The sequence below is a fragment of the Enterobacter sp. PL_is514 genome, from assembly GCF_055816715.1.
The window spans coordinates 383,758-401,162 of the sequence record NZ_JBVPGN010000034.1 but is presented as its reverse complement, the minus strand read 5'-3'; the positions used below and the strand labels follow the sequence as shown (position 1 = coordinate 401,162).

At 58.5% G+C, this 17,405-nt stretch carries 17 protein-coding genes; 9 read left to right on the top strand and 8 right to left on the bottom strand.

All coding sequences use genetic code 11. From position 1 onward, the window contains the following. The first annotated feature begins 9 nt into the window (after positions 1 to 9). The 3 genes from AC0TNG_RS17580 to AC0TNG_RS17570 all read left to right on the top strand — a co-directional run bounded on the left by AC0TNG_RS17580 (position 10) and on the right by AC0TNG_RS17570 (position 3,229). A complete protein-coding gene (locus AC0TNG_RS17580) occupies positions 10 to 1,092 on the top strand; it encodes an HlyD family secretion protein (RefSeq protein ID WP_473712848.1) in 1,083 nt (360 codons plus the stop codon). After that, complete coding sequence (locus AC0TNG_RS17575) at positions 1,089 to 2,468, top strand: efflux transporter outer membrane subunit (protein ID WP_473712847.1); 1,380 nt, start codon at positions 1,089 to 1,091, stop codon at positions 2,466 to 2,468. Before AC0TNG_RS17580 ends, AC0TNG_RS17575 begins: the two co-directional genes overlap by 4 nt. Before the next feature lie 101 nt (positions 2,469 to 2,569). Next, a complete protein-coding gene (locus AC0TNG_RS17570; RefSeq protein ID WP_473712846.1) occupies positions 2,570 to 3,229 on the top strand; it encodes an O-methyltransferase in 660 nt (219 codons plus the stop codon). A gap of 65 nt (positions 3,230 to 3,294) precedes the next feature. On the opposite strand, the gene hrpA is transcribed toward AC0TNG_RS17570, so the two are convergent. Next, complete coding sequence (gene hrpA, locus AC0TNG_RS17565; protein ID WP_473712845.1) at positions 3,295 to 7,197, bottom strand: ATP-dependent RNA helicase HrpA; 3,903 nt, start codon at positions 7,195 to 7,197, stop codon at positions 3,295 to 3,297. 205 nt (positions 7,198 to 7,402) lie between these two features. Between hrpA and azoR the strand changes: the two genes are divergently transcribed. Next, complete coding sequence (gene azoR, locus AC0TNG_RS17560) at positions 7,403 to 8,008, top strand: FMN-dependent NADH-azoreductase (RefSeq protein ID WP_008502313.1); 606 nt, start codon at positions 7,403 to 7,405, stop codon at positions 8,006 to 8,008. Positions 8,009 to 8,098: 90 nt separating this feature from the next. Beyond that, complete coding sequence (locus AC0TNG_RS17555) at positions 8,099 to 8,785, top strand: RluA family pseudouridine synthase (protein WP_024908375.1); 687 nt, start codon at positions 8,099 to 8,101, stop codon at positions 8,783 to 8,785. Between the two features lie 7 nt (positions 8,786 to 8,792). Here AC0TNG_RS17555 and AC0TNG_RS17550 read toward each other — a convergent pair whose 3' ends face one another. Beyond that, on the bottom strand, positions 8,793 to 9,332 hold the full coding sequence (locus AC0TNG_RS17550; protein ID WP_008502315.1) for a DUF2058 domain-containing protein: 540 nt from the start codon (positions 9,330 to 9,332) through the stop codon (positions 8,793 to 8,795). A gap of 232 nt (positions 9,333 to 9,564) precedes the next feature. Between AC0TNG_RS17550 and AC0TNG_RS17545 the strand changes: the two genes are divergently transcribed. Together AC0TNG_RS17545 and AC0TNG_RS17540 are read left to right on the top strand one after the other, a co-directional pair. Then, complete coding sequence (locus AC0TNG_RS17545; protein ID WP_473712844.1) at positions 9,565 to 10,539, top strand: DUF1852 domain-containing protein; 975 nt, start codon at positions 9,565 to 9,567, stop codon at positions 10,537 to 10,539. A gap of 23 nt (positions 10,540 to 10,562) precedes the next feature. Next, complete coding sequence (locus tag AC0TNG_RS17540; RefSeq protein ID WP_024908373.1) at positions 10,563 to 11,591, top strand: methionine synthase; 1,029 nt, start codon at positions 10,563 to 10,565, stop codon at positions 11,589 to 11,591. A 5-nt stretch (positions 11,592 to 11,596) separates the two neighbouring features. Here the strand turns inward: AC0TNG_RS17540 and AC0TNG_RS17535 are convergent, their stop codons facing one another. Further along, a complete protein-coding gene (locus tag AC0TNG_RS17535) occupies positions 11,597 to 12,529 on the bottom strand; it encodes a LysR family transcriptional regulator (protein WP_417927343.1) in 933 nt (310 codons plus the stop codon). A gap of 94 nt (positions 12,530 to 12,623) precedes the next feature. Here AC0TNG_RS17535 and AC0TNG_RS17530 point away from each other — a divergent pair, with 94 nt between their 5' ends. Together AC0TNG_RS17530 and AC0TNG_RS17525 are read left to right on the top strand one after the other, a co-directional pair. After that, positions 12,624 to 13,058 carry a DMT family transporter gene (locus tag AC0TNG_RS17530; RefSeq protein WP_473712843.1) on the top strand — a complete coding sequence of 145 codons (435 nt, stop codon included), beginning with the start codon at positions 12,624 to 12,626 and terminating at the stop codon, positions 13,056 to 13,058. Between the two features lie 3 nt (positions 13,059 to 13,061). Further along, complete coding sequence (locus AC0TNG_RS17525; RefSeq protein WP_032647057.1) at positions 13,062 to 13,520, top strand: DMT family transporter; 459 nt, start codon at positions 13,062 to 13,064, stop codon at positions 13,518 to 13,520. A 424-nt stretch (positions 13,521 to 13,944) separates the two neighbouring features. On the opposite strand, the gene AC0TNG_RS17520 is transcribed toward AC0TNG_RS17525, so the two are convergent. Genes AC0TNG_RS17520 through AC0TNG_RS17500 form a run of 5 tightly spaced genes read right to left on the bottom strand, consistent with a single transcriptional unit; the run spans position 13,945 to position 17,405 of the window. Continuing rightward, entirely contained in the window at positions 13,945 to 14,469 is a 525-nt protein-coding gene (locus tag AC0TNG_RS17520) for a DUF3833 domain-containing protein (RefSeq protein ID WP_473712842.1), read from the bottom strand. Continuing rightward, positions 14,466 to 14,987, bottom strand: coding sequence for a hypothetical protein (locus tag AC0TNG_RS17515; protein ID WP_473712841.1), 522 nt, complete (start codon positions 14,985 to 14,987; stop codon positions 14,466 to 14,468). Before AC0TNG_RS17515 ends, AC0TNG_RS17520 begins: the two co-directional genes overlap by 4 nt. Further along, complete coding sequence (locus AC0TNG_RS17510) at positions 14,984 to 15,469, bottom strand: DUF2878 domain-containing protein (protein WP_473712840.1); 486 nt, start codon at positions 15,467 to 15,469, stop codon at positions 14,984 to 14,986. The genes AC0TNG_RS17515 and AC0TNG_RS17510 overlap by 4 nt, the downstream gene beginning before the upstream one ends. After that, a complete protein-coding gene (locus AC0TNG_RS17505) occupies positions 15,466 to 16,686 on the bottom strand; it encodes a class I SAM-dependent methyltransferase (protein ID WP_473712838.1) in 1,221 nt (406 codons plus the stop codon). The genes AC0TNG_RS17510 and AC0TNG_RS17505 overlap by 4 nt, the downstream gene beginning before the upstream one ends. After that, complete coding sequence (locus AC0TNG_RS17500) at positions 16,683 to 17,405, bottom strand: DUF1365 domain-containing protein (RefSeq protein ID WP_473712837.1); 723 nt, start codon at positions 17,403 to 17,405, stop codon at positions 16,683 to 16,685. Before AC0TNG_RS17500 ends, AC0TNG_RS17505 begins: the two co-directional genes overlap by 4 nt.

The window sequence follows — 17,405 nt, the reverse complement described above, 5'->3', positions numbered from 1 at the left end:
GGAGAGTTTATGAGTCAGCAGGATGCCGCCAAAGAGCAGGCCAACACCCGCAAAAATGTGCGCATTGTTTCCGTTTTCACCGCCGCTGCCATCGGTATTGTCGGCGTACTGGTGATCCTTTATGCGTGGCAACTGCCGCCGTTCACCCGCCACGCGCAGTTTACCGATAACGCCTACGTGCGCGGCCAGACGACGTTTATCAGCCCCCAGGTGAATGGCTATATCACCGAGGTGAAGGTTCAGGACTTTGTGCAGGTAAAAAAAGGCGACCTGCTGCTGCAGATTGATGACCGCATTTATCGTCAGCGCGTGCATCAGGCCGAGGCACAGCTGGCGATGAAAATTGCCGCCCTCAATAACAACCTGCAGCAGCGTAAAAGCGCCGAAGCCGTCATCGCAAAAAATGACGCCGCGCTGAAAAACGCCCGCGCCCAGAGCCTGAAAACGCAGGCGGATTTAAAGCGGGTGAAAGAGCTGACGTCAGACGGCTCGCTCTCGATTCGCGAGCGCGACGCGGCGCTGGCCAGTGCCGCTCAGGGCAGCGCCGACATCGACCAGGCGAAAGCGGCGCTTGAGATGTCGCGTCAGGATCTGCAAACGGTGATTGTCAATCGCGGTGCGCTGGAGGCGGATGTTAAAAACGCAAAAGCGGCGCTGGAGCTGGCGCAGATTGACCTGCAAAACACCCGGATTGTGGCGCCGCGTGACGGTCAGCTCGGCCAGATCGCCGTGCGTCTCGGGGCGTATGTGACCGCCGGGACCCATCTCACCACCCTTGTGCCGCCTCAGCACTGGGTCATTGCCAATATTAAAGAGACCCAGCTCGCGGAGCTGCGCGTCGGTCAGCCTGTCAAATTCACCGTCGATGCCCTGAACGACAAAGCGTATCAGGGCCGCGTGGAGAGCATTTCGCCTGCAACCGGGGTTGAATTCAGCGCCATCACGCCGGACAACGCCACCGGCAACTTTGTCAAAATAGCCCAGCGTATCCCGGTGCGCATCGAGGTGCTCGGCAAGCCAGAAGATTCCGCGCTGCTGCGTCCGGGTATGTCGGTACAGGTGACCATTGATACGCGGGAGGCGAAGAAATGATCCTTCGCCCGATAGCCGCGCTGGTGGCAGCGGTCATGCTGGCCGGATGCCAGTCCGTCGACGTCAAACCGGCGCAGCCGACGCTGCACATCCCCACCCAGTGGCGAGCTGACGCCGGCCCTGCCAGCCCGGCGGAGCAGCTCTGGTGGCGCAATTTCCATGACAACAACCTCAACCGCTATGTGGATCAGGCGCTTAAGAATAACAGCGATGTGCTGATCGCCCGCGAACGAATTAACGAGTATCAGGCGCGGGTCTTCGCGGCCGACGGCAGCCTGTTTCCTTCGCTTGACGCGGGCGTAACGGGGACGCGCGCCCGTTCGCAATCCGCCGCGACCGGGCTGCCGGTCTACGGCACGCTGTACAGAGGGAGCCTGACGGCGAGCTATGACGTTGATATCTGGGGCGTCAACCGCAGCACGGCCAATGCCGCCGAAGCCTCGCTGGAGGCGCAAAAAGCCGCCGCTGCCGCCGCGGATTTGACCGTCGCGTCTTCCGTTGCATCCGGCTATGTCACCCTGCTCTCGCTTGACGAACAGCTGCGCGTGACCGAGTCCACGCTGAAATCGCGCGAAGAGGCATTTAACCTTGCGAAACGTCAGTTTGAGACGGGCTACAGTTCGCGCCTGGAGCTGATGCAGTCGGATTCCGAACTTCGCTCAACGCGGGCGCAGGTGCCCGTGCTGCAGCACCAGATTGCGCAGCAGGAGAATGCCCTGAGCCTGCTGCTGGGAAGCAACCCCGGCGCGGTGGCACGCAGCGAAAGCTTTGCGGTGCTGACGCCGCTGACGCTGCCGTCGCAGCTGCCTTCTACGCTCCTGAATCGTCGACCGGATATCGTTCAGGCCGAACGCCAGCTGGTGGCGGCGGATGCCTCGCTCGCGGCGTCACGCGCCAGCCTGCTGCCGTCGATCAACCTGACCGCGACCGGATCGGTTCAGGATCGCACCCTTTCAGGCCTGCTGGACAACCCGCTTCAGCTCTGGAGCGTCGGGGGCAGTATTCTCGCCCCGCTGCTGAACCGCCAGGCGCTGAATGCGCAGGTGGATATTTCTCAGTCCCAGCGGAACCAGGCGCTGTACGCTTATGAAAAAACCGTGCGTAACGCGTTTGCCGAAGTGAACAACAGCCTTGATGCGATAAGTCGCTATCAGGAACAGCTGACGGAACTGCTTGCCCAGCAGGATGTGGCCCAGGAGACGCTGCGCATTGCGCAGAATCGCTATCGCAACGGTTATTCCTCCTATCTTGACGTGCTGGACGCGCAGCGCACGCTGTTTTCGGTTCAGACCAGCGTGGTGCAGGTGAAAAATAACCTGCTGCTGGCGCAGATTGATTTGTATAAAGCGCTGGGCGGCGGCTGGGTCAGTGCCTGAAAACCTGCCCGGTGGCGCTTCGCTTACCGGGCCTACATTTCGCCCTGTAGGCCGGGTAAGGCGCAGCCGCCACCCGGCAATCCCTCCCAAGGAGTCAATCTATGCAACAACAATGGTCTGCAGTAGATAATTACATGATTTCTTCGCTTATTCCTGACGATGACGTACTTCATCAGGTACTGGAAAACAACAAACGCGCCGGGTTACCTGAACACGATGTCGCGGCCAATCAGGGGCAGCTGCTGGCGTTGTTCGTGCGCATGACGCAGGCAAGGCGCATTCTTGAGATTGGGACGCTGGGTGCCTATAGCGCTATCTGGATGGCGCGCGCCCTGCCGCCGGACGGAAAGCTGATTACGCTTGAGGCCGATCCCGTGCATGCCAGCGTTGCGCGCCAGAATATTCATCTCGCGGGGCTAAACGAACGTATTGAATTAATTGAAGGTCCGGCCCTTAGCTCGCTGGAGAATTTCGGTGACGTTCCACCGTTCGACCTGATCTTTATCGATGCCGATAAGCCAAACAATCCCGGCTATCTGGAGTGGGCGCTGCACTATTCCCGTCCCGGCACGGTAATCATTGGCGATAACGTGGTGCGCGACGGCGAGGTCATTAACGGGCAAAGCGACGACGCGCGCGTGCTGGGCGTGCGTCGGTTTATTGAGATGACTGGAGATAATCCGCGCTTAACCGCCACCGCGCTGCAAACGGTGGGGGTTAAGGGATGGGATGGGTTTACGCTGGCAATGGTGAACGGGTGAAAAAATGTGCGGGCTGATGCCCTCACCCCGGCCCTCTCCCACAGGGAGAGGGAGAAAACCGGGTTTTAACCGGAAATCTGCTCCATCGCCTGCAGGATACGTTTATCCGAAATCGGATACGGCGTACCGAGCTGCTGGGCAAAGAAGCTGACGCGCAGCTCCTCGATCATCCAGCGGATCGCCTGCACGTCTTCATCGTCGCGACGCGCTGGCGGCAGCTTGTTGAGCCACTGCTGCCACGCCTGCTGCACGCTCTCCACTTTCAACATCTGCGCGCGATCGCGGTGCGGATCGACCGCCATTTTCTCCAGACGTTTTTCAATCGCCTGCAGATAGCGCAGCGTATCACCAAGACGGTTAAAGCCGTTGCCGGTGACAAAGCCGCGATAGACCAGTCCCGCCATCTGCGCCTTCACGTCCGACAGCCCCAGCGCCATGGTCATATCCACGCGCCCCTTCAGGCGCTTGTTGATGTTGAACACGGCGGTGAGGATCTGCTCGACCTGTTTGGCAATCTCCACCACGGTGTCGTTCAGCTCCGCACGCACCTTCTCGTGAAGCTGAGCAAAGCCCTCTTCCGTCCAGACCGGGCCGCCCGCCTCGTGGATCAGTTTGTCCACGCCGCAGGAGATGCAGTCGTCAATCAGATCCAGCACTTTGCCGTACGGGTTAAAGTAGAGCCCCAGCTTGGCCTTGTTCGGCAGCTTCTCGTGCAGATACTTGATCGGCGACGGGATGTTGAGCAACAGCAGGCGACGCAGCCCGCGCCACATCATCTGCTGCTGTTCCTGCGGGTTATCAAACAGTTTGATCGCCACGCTGTCGCGCTCGTCCACCAGCGCAGGCCAGGCTTTCACCTTATAGTTACCGCGCTTCTGCTCGTAGCTTTCCGGAAGTTGGCCAAAGCTCCAGATGTGCAGCCCGCTCTGCTCGATGCCGTCGTCGGCCACCGCAGACAGCGTCTCCTGGACTTTGCCTTTCAGCGCCTCTTTCAGCTCGCTCAGGGAACGCCCTTCCAGCAGCTTTTTATTTTTATCGTCCACCACGCGGAAGCTGATTTTCAGGTGATCGGGCACCTGATCCCAGTTCCAGTCGTCGCGGTCGATGGTCGTTCCGGTCATGCGGCGGAACTCACGCTCCAGCGCGTCCAGCAGCGGCAGCTCCAGCGGTGTGACGCGGCCCAAAAACGCTTCCGCGTAGTTTGGCGCAGGCACAAAGTTGCGGCGCACCGGTTTCGGCAGGGATTTGATCAGCGCAATCACCAGCTCGCGGCGCAGGCCGGGGATTTGCCACTCGAACCCGCTCTCGTCCACCTGGTTTAACAGCGGCAGCGGAATGTGGACGGTCACGCCGTCCGCGTCTGCCCCCGGCTCAAACTGATAGGTCAGACGCAGCTTGAGGTTGCCCTGATGCCAGAAGTTCGGGTAGTCGAGCTTGCTGACCGACTCCGCCCCCTCTTTAATCAGCATGCTCTTTTCAAAGTTGAGCAGGTCCGGCGTCTCTTTGCTGGCCTTCTTCCACCAGCTGTCGAAGTGGCGGGCGGAAATCACATCGTGACTGATGCGCTGGTCGTAAAACTCGAACAGCGCTTCGTCATCCACCAGAATATCGCGGCGGCGGGACTTGTGCTCCAGCTCCTCCACTTCGGCGCGCAGCTTCAGGTTTTCACGGAAGAACGCGTGGCGCGTCTGCCAGTCGCCCTCCACCAGCGCGTGGCGGATAAACAGCTCGCGACTGAGCGCAGGGTCAATCTGGCTGTAGTTGACCTTACGCGCGGCGACCACCGGCAGGCCGTAAACGGTCACTTTCTCGGTCGCCATCACCGCGCCCTGCGCGCGCTCCCAGTGCGGTTCACTGTACGAGCGTTTCAGCAGGTGCTGAGCCACCGGCTCCACCCATTCCGGATCGATACGTGCGGCAATGCGTCCCCACAGGCGGCTGGTTTCCACCAGCTCCGCAACCATGGTCCATTTCGGCGGCTTCCTGAACAAGCCGGAACCGGGGAAGATGGAGAAACGGGCGTTACGCGCGCCGGTATACTCCTGCTTTTCGGCGTCCTTCATCCCAATGTGGGACAGCAGGCCGGTCAGCAGCGCGATATGGATTTCGCGGTACTCCGCCGGTTCGCTGTTAACCGGAATGCCCAGCTCTTTCACCACCTGGCGCAGCTGGGTGTAGATGTCCTGCCACTCGCGCACGCGCAGGTAGTTGAGGAAATCCACCCGGCACTGGCGGCGGAACTGGTTCGAGGAGAGCGCCTTCTGCTGCTCGCCGAGATAGTTCCACAGGTTCACGAAGGCGAGGAAATCGGACTCTTTGTCGTGGAAGCGACGGTGCTTTTCGTCCGACGCCTGCTGTTTGTCCATCGGACGCTCGCGCGGGTCCTGAATGGAGAGCGCCGAGGTAATAATCATCGCCTCGCGCACGCAGCCGTGCTTTTGCGCTTCCAGCACCATACGGGCCAGGCGCGGGTCGACCGGCAGCTGGCTAAGCTGGCGGCCCAGCGGCGTCAGCTTGTAGACCGTCGCCTGCTCGTCGGTGGTGATCGCCCCGAGCTCTTCCAGCAGACGTACGCCGTCCTGAATGTTGCGTTTGTCCGGCGCTTCGACGAACGGGAACGCCGCGATGTCGCCCAGCCCCAGGGCGGTCATCTGCAGAATAACGGACGCCAGATTGGTGCGCAGAATTTCCGGGTCGGTGAATTCCGGACGCGACAGGAAATCGTCTTCGGAATAGAGACGAATACAGATCCCTTCCGACACGCGCCCGCAGCGGCCCTTACGCTGGTTAGCAGACGCCTGCGAAACGGGCTCAATCGGCAGCCGCTGGACCTTGGTGCGGTAGCTGTAGCGGCTGATGCGCGCCGTACCCGGATCGATCACGTATTTAATGCCCGGCACGGTCAGCGAGGTTTCCGCCACGTTGGTCGCCAGGACGATGCGGCGTCCGCTGTGCGGCTGGAAGACGCGGTTCTGTTCGCTGTTGGACAGGCGGGCATACAGCGGCAGGATCTCGGTGTGGCGCAGGTCGCGCTTGCTGAGCGCATCGGCGGTATCGCGGATTTCGCGTTCGCCGCTCATGAAGATCAGAATGTCGCCCGCGCTTTCGTTACCCAGCTCGTCAACGGCATCAAAAATGGCCTGCAGCTGGTCGCGCTCGGTATCATCCGCCTCTTCAACAATCGGGCGATAGCGCACCTCGACCGGATAGGTACGACCAGAGACTTCGATAATCGGCGCATTGTTGAAGTGCTTCGAGAAGCGCTCCGGGTCGATGGTCGCGGAGGTGATGATAACTTTCAGATCCGGGCGACGCGGCAGAAGCTCTTTCAGGTAGCCGAGCAGGAAGTCGATGTTCAGGCTGCGCTCGTGCGCTTCGTCAATGATGATGGTGTCGTACTGCATCAGCAGGCGATCCTGCTGGATTTCCGCCAGCAGAATACCGTCGGTCATCAGCTTGACCATAGTGTTATCGCTAACGTGGTCGCTGAATCGCACCTTGTAGCCGATGCAGCCGCCCGGCTCCGTCTGCAGCTCTTCGGCAATACGGTTGGCAACGGTGCGCGCCGCCAGACGACGCGGCTGGGTGTGGCCAATCAGGCCTTTGATCCCGCGGCCCAGCTCCATACAGATTTTCGGCAGCTGGGTGGTTTTCCCCGAACCGGTTTCCCCCGCGACAATCACCACCTGGTGGTCGCGTACGGCCTCGAGAATGTCCTGTTTCTTCTGGCTGACGGGCAGGTTTTCCGGGTAGGTAATCGCCGGACGTGCGGCTTCACGCAGCACAACTTTCCCTGCCGCCTGTTCAATCTCTTTCGCCATCTCCTGGTAAATGGCCTGTTGTGCATCAGGATTTTTAACCTTCTTCACACCGTGCAGGCGGCGGGCAAAGCGCTGTTTATCGCGCAGCGTCAGAGAATCAAGCTGTTGCAGGAGGATCGGGAAGGTGAATTTTTGTTGTTCTGTCATAGCGTTAAAGGGCAGTACACGCCCTGATAAACTCTCTTTTTAATGATTGCTATAGAGTACCACATCGGTGCCTTTCGCGCCTTATTCAAAAAATTCGAACATAGGCTTCGATATATTGCGCTATCTCTGTGGCAGGATTGTGAATAGAGTGTCAACAAGCAACGGGGCAACCCCCTTCAATCAAATGCAACAACAGGAATCACCCATGAGCAAAGTATTAGTTTTGAAATCCAGCATTCTGGCAGGGTACTCTCAGTCTGGTCAGCTGTCTGATTACTTCGTTGAACAGTGGCGTGAACAGCATTCTGCTGACGAAATCACCGTGCGTGACCTGGCTGCAAACCCAATTCCTGTGCTGGACGGTGAACTGGTTGGCGCGCTGCGCCCAAGCGATGCACCGCTGTCTCCGCGTCAGCAGGAAGCGCTGGCCCTGTCCGACGAACTGATTGCTGAGCTGCAGGCGCACGACGTTATCGTCATCAACGCCCCAATGTACAACTTCAACATTCCAACCCAGCTGAAGAACTACTTCGACCTGGTAGCACGCGCTGGCGTAACCTTCCGTTACACCGAGAACGGCCCGGAAGGTCTGGTGAAAGGTAAACGTGCGATCGTACTGACCAGCCGTGGCGGCATCCATAAAGATACCCCAACCGACCTGGTTGCGCCGTACCTGAGCCTGTTCCTCGGCTTCATCGGCATCACTGACGTGAACTTCGTGTTCGCGGAAGGTATCGCTTACGGTCCGGAAGTGGCGACCAAAGCGCAAACCGACGCGAAAGCCGCAATCGACAGCCTGGTTGCAGCGTAAGACTTCACCCTCTCACCGCCCGGTGGGAGGGTTTTTCTTTTCCCCCGCATTTCGTTATCATCCGCTCCCACTCTCCAGCCGGGCGGCCTGATGTCTGTAATCGTCGATAACTTTATTGCCCCACCTTGTCTCGATGAGATCGAAATTCTCTGGCAGGACGAGCATCTGCTGCTGATCGATAAGCCTTCCGGCCTGCTCAGCCTCTCGGGCAAAAATCCGCAAAACCTTGATTCCGTCCATTATCGTCTGGTTCAGACGTTCCCCGGCTGCACGCTGGTGCACCGTCTGGATTTTGGCACGTCCGGGCTGATGGTGGTTGCGCGCAATAAAGCCATCAACGCGGCGCTGTGCCAGCAGTTCAGCCAGCGCAGCGTGGAGAAAGCCTACAGCGCCCTGCTTTGCGGACATGTGGAAAATGACGAAGGTGTAATCAATGCGCCGATTGCCAAAGACCCGGCGCTGTTCCCGCTGATGTCGATCTGCGCCATCACCGGGAAACCCGCCCGCTCCCGCTATCGGGTGGTGGAACGGTTTTATCAGGGGACGGGGCTGCCGTTAACGCGGGTGAAACTGATCCCGGAGACCGGGCGAACCCATCAGTTGCGTATTCACTGCCAGCAGCTGGGGCACCCTATTCTGGGCTGCGATCTGTATGGCGGTCTTGACGTGCCGGGCGCTGAAGAAACGCCCCGGCTGATGCTGCATGCCAGCGAGCTGAATTTTATTCATCCCGTGAACGGCGAGCCGGTTAACGCCCGTCACGCCGCCCCGTTCTGAATGCGGTTTACCACATCAAATCGTCAGGGATTTTGAAGTCCGCGTACGGATCGTCTTCGTCCTGCTCTTCCTGGCTGAGCGCGCTGTTTAACACGATGCTGTCGGCATCGCGCTGGGCAATTTTATCGGCCACCACTGCCGGAATGATCGCGTAGTCGCAGTCACCGTTAGCATTGAGCACCAGGCGGGCAATCGCCAGACGGCCATTGATCAGCTGGGTCTGCGTTTGCTTATCGACTTCAATCTTTTTAATCAGCGTACCGTCGGTAAAGTTAAAGGTGATGTTGCCTTTTGCCACGGTGATGCGGTTCATCTCAATTAGCTGCTTCACCTGCGCCTTAAACTCTTTCGCCAGCACGGCCTGCTTCTGCTGCTCGCTCAGCAGCTTGTCACGCTCGATCTGCGCCTTCTTGTTCTCTTCGACCGCTTCACGGGCCTCACGCGCCTGAACGCGTGATTTCTTTGCCGTACGCTGCACTTTCGCCGCTTTCTTGCTGCTGACGAGGCCCGCTTTCAGCATCTGCTCTTGTAAGGTGAGTTTTGTCATGATTGTTTCTAAACCGGTTGGAAATTTTGGGGATTATAGCGGGAATTGAGGAAAGAGTGCGACATTAGCAGAATCGTAGGCCGGGTAAGCGCAGCGACACCTCGCGCATAACACTTCATGAACTTCGCTCATGTTGCATTGAAATTAAGTCACTTCCCCTGCGCCGCGGGCTCAGGCATAAATTATGCATTGGTAACTTCTTAGCAACATGAACTTAGGATGCATAACCACAATGAGCAAAGCTTTCACATATAACCTTAAGCGCAGTTGCTTCGATGAGAATTACAACCCGTCAGAAAATACGCGTACGACCACTAACTTTGCCAACCTGGCCCGCGGGGAAAAACGTCAGGAGAACCTGCGCAATACCCTGGTGATGATCAACAACCGCTTCAACGCCTTAGCGCGCTGGGATAACCCAAATGCCGATCGCTACGCGGTTGAGCTTGAAATTATCTCTGTCGATTTGAACATTGGCGCGGAAAAACCGTTCCCGGCCATTGAGATATTGCAAACATATATTGTCGACAAGAAAAACAACCAGCGTATCCCTGGCATCGTCGGGAATAACTTCTCATCTTACGTGCGGGATTATGATTTCAGCGTCCTGCTGCTGGAGCATAACAAGAACCAGCAGCACTTCAGCATTCCGGAAAAGTTTGGCGAGCTGCACGGCAATATTTTCCGCCACTTTGTGAACTCACCGGAATACAAAGAGAACTTCACAAAAGGACCGGTGATTTGCCTGAGCGTCTCCAGCAAAGATACCTATCGCCGCACCGGTAATCAGCACCCCGTGCTGGGCGTTGAGTATCAGCCGGATGGCGAATCGCTCACGGAGCAGTACTTCGCGAAGATGGGCCTGAGCGTGCGCTACTTCATGCCGGAACACAGCGTGGCGCCTTTCGCGTTCTTCTTTACCGGGGATTTGCTGAGCGACTACACCGATCTCGAACTGATCGCCACCATCAGCACGATGGAGACGTTCCAGAAGATCTATCGCCCGGAAATTTATAACGCCAACTCGGCGGCCGGACTGTGCTACCGACCGGATCTGAACCAGCAGGATCACTCCTTAACCAAAATTGTGTATGACCGGGAAGAGCGAAGCCGTCTGGCGATTGAACAGGGTCGATTTACCGAAGAGTACTTCATTAAGCCTTACAAACACATTCTTGAGCAGTGGTCTGATAACTACACGCTTTAATACATCAAAAAAGGTCTTTTATTATGAAAACATTGCTCCCGACTTCAACGGCTGGCAGCCTGCCTAAGCCGACCTGGCTTGCGCAACCTGAAACGCTGTGGTCACCCTGGAAATTGCAGGATCAGGAACTGCTGGCGGGCAAGCAGGATGCGCTGCGCCTGTCTCTGGATGAGCAGATCCGTGCGGGAATCGATATCGTCAGCGACGGGGAACAGACCCGTCAGCACTTCGTCACCACCTTTATTGAACACCTGAGCGGCGTCGATTTTGAGAACCGCCAGACGGTGCGCATTCGTAACCGCTATGACGCCAGCGTGCCGACCGTGGTCTCCGCGGTTGCGCGCCAGAAACCGGTCTTCGTGGACGATGCGAAGTACCTGCGCCAGCTCACGGACAAACCAATCAAATGGGCCCTGCCCGGGCCAATGACCATGATCGACACCCTTTACGACGCGCACTATAAAAGCCGCGAAAAGCTGGCCTGGGAATTCGCCAAAATACTCAATCAGGAAGCGCGAGAGCTAGAGGCCGCAGGCGTGGATATTATCCAGTTTGATGAACCGGCGTTTAACGTCTTTTTTGACGAGGTGAACGACTGGGGTATCGCCGCGCTGGAGCGCGCCATTGAAGGGCTGAAGTGCGAGACCGCGGTACACATCTGCTACGGCTACGGCATCAAGGCCAATACCGACTGGAAAAAAACGCTCGGCTCCGAATGGCGCCAGTACGAAGAGGCCTTCCCTAAGCTGCAGACCTCTAACATCGACATTATCTCCCTGGAATGCCACAACTCCCGCGTGCCGATGGATCTGCTTGAGCTGATCCGCGGTAAGAAAGTGATGGTTGGCGCGATTGACGTGGCAACCAACACGGTTGAAACGCCGGAGGAAGTCGCCAATACGCTGCGAAAAGCGCTGCAGTTTGTCGACGCCGACAAGCTGTATCCGTCAACCAACTGCGGTATGGCTCCCCTCTCCCGTGAGGTCGCTAACGGCAAGCTGAAAGCACTTAGCGCTGGCGCAGAGATTATCCGCAAAGAGCTTGGCGCGTAATCCCCTTACGTTTGCCAGTACGGCGGCGTGCCAAAACGCTCGACGTAATAATCAATTACCGCCCTGACGTTCAGGGGCGGATGTCGGGCATCAGGATAGATCGCCGCAATAGCCTGCTGTTCCGTATTGATGGCACACTCCAGCGCGGGCAGGAGCGGAATCAGCTCACCGCGCTGGAGCTGTTCACTCACCAGCCAGTCCGGGAACAGCACAATCCCCATCCCGCCCAGCGCCGCAGCGAGTAACGCCTCCGCATTATTGGAGGTCATCAATGGCGTCACGGGATAGTGTATCCACGCCTCGCCCTTCCTGCGAAAGAGCCAGCGGTTTGGCCCTGACGATCCGCGATAGACAAGACAGTGATGACGGTTCAGATCGTCCGGTCCTTCAGGTGCACCGTGCTTACGCACGTAGTCAGGCGACGCGGCCAGATGATAAACCTGCTGCCCGAACACCCGCGCATGAAACGAGGAGTCCGTCAGCACGCCAATCCGAAAGATAACATCCGCCGCATCCCGATGGGGGTCGATAAAATCATCGGTCAGCGTCAGCTCTACGCTCAGGCGAGGATAGCGTTCCGACAGGCCGGGAAGTCCGGGGGCTATGTGCTTCTGGCCGAAAAACACCGGTCCGTTAATGCGGATCGCACCGGACGGTTCCACCGCTCGAGCGTCCAGCTCCCGGCGCGCCTCTTCCAGATTTTCCGCCATCGACCGGGCGTAGCGAACAAACAGATGACCGCTTTCCGTGGGAATGACGGCCCGCGTATTGCGATAGAAAAGCTGCTGCCCGAGCGCATCCTCAAGCTGGTGGATCACGCGCGATATCTGCGAGGCCGATATCCCCTGCCGCCGCGCCACGACGGAGAAGTTCTGCGCTTCATACACGTCGATAAAGATCAGCAGCGCGCGGATGTTGATGTTGCTGGCGTCAACCATTAATGCATTTCTCGCAAAGGTGTTTCCAGCATTATGGCATTTTTCTCATTGAACAACCCACGTAATCTTCTCCGCCTGAAAACGGAGGAAGAAAATGCAGTTTGTTTTGATTTTACTGGTGATTGCCGGCGGGATGGGACTCTCCGTCGAAGCGGGACTGCTGGGACCGCTGGGGGGAAAGGTCGGGGATTTATGGGCGACGTTCAGCATTTTTGGCGTCGGCGCCGCGCTGACGTTTCTGCTGATGCTGTTTTTCAGCCCGCGCAACAGCCCGTCGTTTTTCGCACAGCCCGGCTGGCAGCTGCTCGGTGGCGTGCTCGGTCCGGTGTACGTGGTCATCCTGACCGTGGCGACCCCCGCTATCGGCATAGCCATGACCATGATTGGCATTCTGGCCGGGCAGGTCTTTAAAAGCCTGATCATCGATCACTTTGGTCTGCTGGGTACGCCGCACAGGAAGGTAAACGCGAAACGCATTATTGCACTGTGTTTCATTATTGCGGCACTGGTTCTGGTCGCACAGGGGTAACGTATGACACTGATTATGATCCTTCTGGCCGTGTGCGGCGGCGCGACGCTGAGCATTCAGGCCGCCATTAACGGACAGCTCGGCAGCAGCGTGGGCGTTTTTAAAAGCGCGTTTCTGACGTTTTCCGTCGGCGCGCTGGTGACCGCCCTGCTCATTTTCTTCTTTGAACCGAAGCAGGCAGTCACGCTGCTGGACGTGCCAAAATGGCAGCTCCTCGGGGCAATGTTCGGCGTGCCTTATATTGTGATTATGGTCGTGGCGGTGCAGCGCATCGGCACCGCCGTCGCCACGGTGGCGGTGATCTTTGGCCAACTCGCCATGAGCATGCTGATTGATCACTTTGGCTGGCTGGGTAATCCCGCCATTTCGTTTTCAACGAGTCGTCTGGGGGCGGTAGTCTGCCTGGGGATTGCGCTTGTCTTTATTTACTCGGGTAGTAAAACCCGTTCTGCCGGGGCATGACATCACACCTTGCGGACACTGCGTAGACACGAAACAGTTCCCTCGCCCCTTTGGGGAGAGGGTTAGGGTGAGGGGGAACATACGGCTGTAGTGGTCATTCCGTTCACTTTATGTTCCTTGCTACTCTGTAACGACATGACCTGTGAACGTGCCAGGGTGGCTCAATCGCCACCACCCTGGCGACCCGGGCTCCCGGCGGTAAATCGCCGCTTCGCGGTCCCTTCGGCTTATTCCTTCCGGCTTATCGGGGACGGGCGGAGGTAACATCCCTGTAAAGCCCGCCCTCTCGGCGCATCCCTGCGCCTCGCCCCGGCCTGCAGGAAACGCCTCAGCGATTTACAGCCGGACCAGGTCATCGCTGCAAAATAATCATGTCTTTTAAAAAATCCGAATCGCTTCTGGTTACAAATTGAGTGGGGATCCCTTATCCCTTGGTGAAAAACAGCGTCACCGTGGCGACGGTGACGCCCAGTTTCTTCATCTCGGTTTTATTAAACAGGTGCGTCTCATCCTGCAGGTACATCCAGTCGTCAAAGTTCAGCAGCCAGGTGCTGCCGTTGGCCTTCACGTTCATGCTGTAATGCCAGTTGAACGCGTTGCCTGCGGCCTGCCCCGTCGCTACCCCTTCGATATCCCCCGCCGTGCCCTCATAGCGATCGGTCCCCAGGCGCCGGATATGCCAGACCCGCTGCTGCTTCTCACCGTCGTCGTAAACAAAATGTTCGTTAAGCGTCAGCGTATCGCCGATAACGTCCCCGGCAATCTCAACGTGAAAGCGGCGGATCTGCTTGCCGCTGCGATCCTGCACCATCCCCCACGCTTCGGTTTTGCCCTGGAAGAAGTGGAAGATATCAAGCCGCGGCTGCTGCTGACGGTACTCGGACACCTCCGTGCTACAGCCCGCCAGCAGCATCGTCAATGCCAGCACCATCATCAGGAAACGTTTCATTTTTGGCCTCCGATTAACTGCTGACGCAGCTCAGGATATTGCGTACGGGGAGCCAGCCAGATGGCCAGAAAGCGGGTACTGAACGCTTCTGACTGGCGTGGTCCCAGGGGAATAAAGGTTTTCTGAAGGGCCGGATCGCGGTACCAGAACTGCCCCTGCTGGTCATCAAGGACAAACGCCAGCTGTGAGCCCGGTCGAACATCCGGCCACAGCGACCGGAGCATCCGCAGCCAGGCTTCGCTTTGCGGTTCCTGCGCCAGGATCCCCTGCGCCTGCCACTGGTCGCGGGTCGCCTCGACCAGCTCATCGCGATCGATGTCGCGCGCATAGGTAATTATCAGCGCCTGATCCTGGTTCTCCCGACCGTAACACCCGTCCGGCGTACGCAGCTGGGAGGTGTAGACGGTGAACGGCCCCCAGGTGAGCGTGGCATCGCCCACCTTACGCCACGCCAGCCAGTCGGCGGCCTGGGCCGCGGGCATGGCGATCAGCCAAAGCAGCAAAATCGCAGCTCTCATTTTTGTCTCCCCATCAGCAGGTGGAAAAACAGCATCAGCACCAGCCAACCCGGTGCCATCCAGCTGACGACGATAAAGGTCGGCTCCAGAAATGTGATGGCACCCAGTCGCTCGCCAATCAGGTACGCCACCGGGCCTCCTACGGCCGCCAGCAGGGTCAGCAGCCAGCCGGGCAACGTGGTGGTGCGCGTCAGCTGCGTCCAGACCGTGGCGAACATCAGCCACAGTGCCACCATCCATAGCGGCATCAGGGAGTCGCCCGTGAAGGCTATCAGTCCCGTCAGCGCCCAGAGCGTATCCAGCAAACTGCCCGCCGCGGCCAGCCCAATGGCGTAAAAACGGTATACAGACGGCAAGAGCAGGCATGCCAGGATCGCCAGCGCGAGCCAGATAATCAGGCCCTTTTCGCGAAAGAGCACCACCAGCGCCCAGTAAAGATCGAACGCGACGGCCAGCAGAAAGACCTGAAGATATCGTTTCATACGCGCTCGGCGGTCAGCTGCACCACGCTGATGGTGCGGGCGTTAAACCCGGCTTCGCAGTAGCCAAAGTAGTACAGCCACATGCGACGAAACCGCTCATCAAAGCCGAGCTTTTCAATCTCCTGCCAGGCATGGACAAAGCGCTGCCGCCAGTGGGCCAGCGTGCGGGCGTAGTCGGGCCCCATGTCGAACAGATTGCGTACCACGAAATCGGTGTGACGCGTCATCAGCTCGTTCATCGCGGTAATGCTCGGCAGGAAGCCGCCGGGAAAAATGTAGCGTTGGATAAAATCGACGCTTTTGCTGTAGTCGCGATAGCGCTGATCCTGAATAGTGATGGCCTGAATTGCCATGCGACCTCCCGGGCGCAGCCGCGCCTGGCAGGTACGGAAGAACGTGGGCAGATAGCGCTGCCCGACGGCTTCGATCATCTCTATCGAGACCAGCTTGTCGTACTGTCCGGTGAGGTCGCGATAGTCGCAGAGCAGCACCTCGACCCGATCCTGCAGCCCGGCGCGGGCGATCCGCTCGGTCGCCCAGACGTATTGCTCCTGCGATAGCGTGGTGGTGGTCACCCGACAGCCATAATGACGGGCCGCGTATTCCGCCATCGCGCCCCAGCCGGTGCCAATTTCCAACAGGTGGTCACCCGGGTTTAGCGCCAGCTGGTCGCACAACCGCGCCATTTTGGCCTGCTGAGCCGCAGTGAGATCCTGCTCGTCCTCCGTAAACAAGGCGCTGGAATAGAGCAGCTCCTTATCCAGAAAATGGGCATAGAAGGTGTTCCCCAGATCGTAATGGGCGGCAATATTTTCACGTGCCTGCGCGCGGGAATTTCGCCGCGTCCAGTGGCGTAGCCGCTCCAGCGGCCTGCCGAGCAGACGAAACCCGTTTTCGAGACGACCAAGCACCTCGCCGTTGAGCGCCAGAAGTTCCAGTAGCGGCGTGAGGTGCGTGGTTTCCCATTCGCCGTCCATCCAGGCTTCTGCCGCGGCAAGGCTCCCGCCCGTTAAGACGCGCCAGTAAACGCCGGGCGTAAGGATCTGCACGTCGGCATGCAGCGCGGAGGATGTCTCGCCAAAATGAAAGGTCTGCGCCCCTTCACGCAGCGTGAGCGAGCCGCCGCGAATGCCGCTTAACAGACGAAAAAGCAGCCAGCGCGCAAGGCGCGCGTTGCGCGGGATATCGGGTTCTAACGCAAAGACGGGATCGGTCATGAGCGTTCACTCCTGCTGACGGGATGGTTATACAGCGGCACGCGCTTGAGCCACAGGCGCAGCGCCTGCCAGTAAATGGCGAAAACGGTTTTCAGGGTCATAAGCGGGATGCGCAGGAGCAGCGAACGCAGCGCGGGGCGCGTCAGAGGCTCCCGGCGCAGCGCCAGCGTGGCGTCGAACACCTTCGCTTCCTGATGATTTTCAATGTGCATATGCAGCGTGTTATCCGGGTCGTTGAAGCGCCAGTGGTAGATCATGTCCATCGGGTTGAAGGGGGAAACGTGAAACGCTTTTTCCGTAGGCTGGGCATGTTGCCCGTCGACCGCGTAATAATGACGCTCGTTCCACGGCGTGTTGCGGACCTCCGCCAGCACCCAGCGCAGGGTACCGTTCCCGTCATAGCAGTAGTAAAAGTTGACCGGGTTAAAATGAAACCCGAAATACCGCAACTGCGTCAAAAGCATGACCCGCCCGTCCGGCCGTTCCCCGGTCAGGCTCTCCAGCCTGCTCAGCACGTTCTCTTTAAGCGGCGTGCCGAGCGGGTAGTCCGCGTCGTGGAACGAGGCGGCGGCAAAGCCATTGCGCCGCACGCCGACGGACGCGAGCAGCGGCAGCTCATCGAGATCCAGCCAGGCCATAAACACGCTGTAGCGAAATTCATGGGTTTTCGGCTGCAGGCGGCGGTGGCGTAATACGCCGTGGTAAAGGCAGCTGTTCAT